Here is a 1759-nt window from a genome sequence, read left to right as displayed (position 1 = left end):
TTGGCCGGAAAGTCGGGTTCATCGACCGGGCATTTTCGGGACAAGCGCCTGTCGCTGAGCAGATGATCCTCGGCAGTGATCTGGTTCAGACCGTGCTTTCGGGCGGCTATCCGGAGGCGCTTGGTCGCAAAAGATGGGCGCGGAAACAGGACTGGTATCACGATTACATTGACGCGATCGTGCAGCGCGACGTGCGCGATGTCGCCCAGATCGAGCAGCTTGCGATCATGCCAAGGCTGCTGTCGGTTCTGGCCGAGCATTCGGGCCAGTTGGTGAATTATTCCGGGATCGGAGCAGCCCTCGGCCTTAACCATGTGACGACGGCTAAGTATCTGCGCATCTTTGAAAGCCTTTATCTGGTTCACAGCCTTCAGCCCTGGTTCACCAACCGGCTGAAGCGATTGACCAAATCACCCAAGCTGCATTTCCTCGATGCCGGGCTTCTGGCTGCGATGCGCGATATCTCTCCGGATATTGTCGCCAAGGACCGCACTGCCTTCGGCCCCATCCTGGAGACCTTTGTCTTCAGCGAGCTGCGCAAGATCGCATCCTGGAGCGATCAGCGCTGCGCCTTCGCGCATTTCCGCGACAAGGACCGGAATGAGGTTGATATCGTGCTGGAAAACCGTCGCGGAGAGGTCGTGGGGATCGAGGTCAAGGCCTCGGCCACGGTGTCCGCCAGCGATTTTTCCGGCATGCGCAAGCTGGCGGAGGCCTGCGGCGGGAAATTCGTGCAGGGGCTGGTCCTCTACGATCACGATCAGGTGGTCCCGTTCGGTGACAACATGTTCGCTGCCCCGCTTTCTTGCTTGTGGTCTGCGTAATCGGCGGGCCTTGTCACCGGTTCATGGCGACAGCAGGGGCGGCTCGTCGCAACGTATAGAGGATCTGCAAAGGCGATGAGGGGACGACATGACCCGGCGGCATGAGTGGCGGCCGTGCAAACTTTCCTGGCTTTCACGCGAAGATGATTTCCGGCGCCGTGATTCTGCTTATTTCACCACCCCTGTTCACAGCGCGATAAATTGATCTGGGAGGGCGCGCGGCCACGTCGACATCACGACAGACCCAGTCCCTGACCTCCATGGATTTCAAGGACTGTGACAGGGCGCGATCTGTGATGGTGGGAAGGTTGCGTTTGATTTCATTGAAATGGCGCGGCCTGTGCAGCGTGGTCAACACCGGCAGCGTCCATGATCGCCGAAGCAGGTCCTGATCTTCTTTGGTGGATACATTCTGGACGCCATGGGCGATGGCGGCGGCGGCGGCCCCCTTCTGCGTGAGGCGAAACTCGGGGCGGAGCGGATGACCATGGCCGGGATTTCGCTCCAGCAGCCCCAGGGAAATCAAATGCTCCATGCTTTGGGCGAAGGCCGTTCTGCTCGCCCCGGTCGCCGCCAACAGAGGCGCCTGCCGTCCGGCCACGCCAGCGTGCAGGTGCGACAGGATCGGTATCGCCCATGCTCTCGCCGTTATGTTGACAAACGCTGTTATGTCCATAAAGTATAGTTAGTATATTTCGAATCCAAAGGAAAGCCCATGCCCCTCATCACCGTAGATAAAACCATCACCATCGCGCTGTCTGTCAAGGATCGCCATGCCAGCGCCGATTGGTATGGCGGCATGTTGGGGTTTGAGACAGTCTATCATGCAGACGAGGCCGGATGGTCAGAGCTTCGGACGAACACGCCCGGCGTCACCATTGGTCTTGGCGAACATACCGAACCTGCGCCCGGTAATTGTGTGCCGGTGTTCGGAA

Annotated in this window: 3 protein-coding genes; 2 read left to right on the top strand and 1 reads right to left on the bottom strand. The window is 59.1% G+C overall.

The features are described 5' to 3' along the window. Positions 1 to 824 (top strand): ATP-binding protein (locus ACK5L9_RS16335; RefSeq protein ID WP_416912519.1); only part of this gene is annotated, 824 nt, incomplete at its 5' end. Positions 825 to 957: 133 nt separating this feature from the next. Here the strand turns inward: ACK5L9_RS16335 and ACK5L9_RS16330 are convergent. Continuing rightward, on the bottom strand, positions 958 to 1500 hold the full coding sequence (locus tag ACK5L9_RS16330; protein WP_416912518.1) for a winged helix-turn-helix transcriptional regulator: 543 nt from the start codon (positions 1498 to 1500) through the stop codon (positions 958 to 960). 39 nt (positions 1501 to 1539) lie between these two features. On the opposite strand from ACK5L9_RS16330, the gene ACK5L9_RS16325 reads away from it, so the two are divergent. Then, positions 1540 to 1759: VOC family protein (locus ACK5L9_RS16325; RefSeq protein WP_416912517.1), on the top strand; the 220-nt coding region annotated here is incomplete at its 3' end.

This window comes from Paracoccus sp. (in: a-proteobacteria) (assembly GCF_047973135.1).
In the GTDB taxonomy this organism is placed as follows: Bacteria; Pseudomonadota; Alphaproteobacteria; order Rhodobacterales; family Rhodobacteraceae; genus Paracoccus.
The sequence above is the reverse complement of the archived record's forward strand: the minus strand, read 5'-3'. Positions and strand labels throughout refer to the sequence as shown.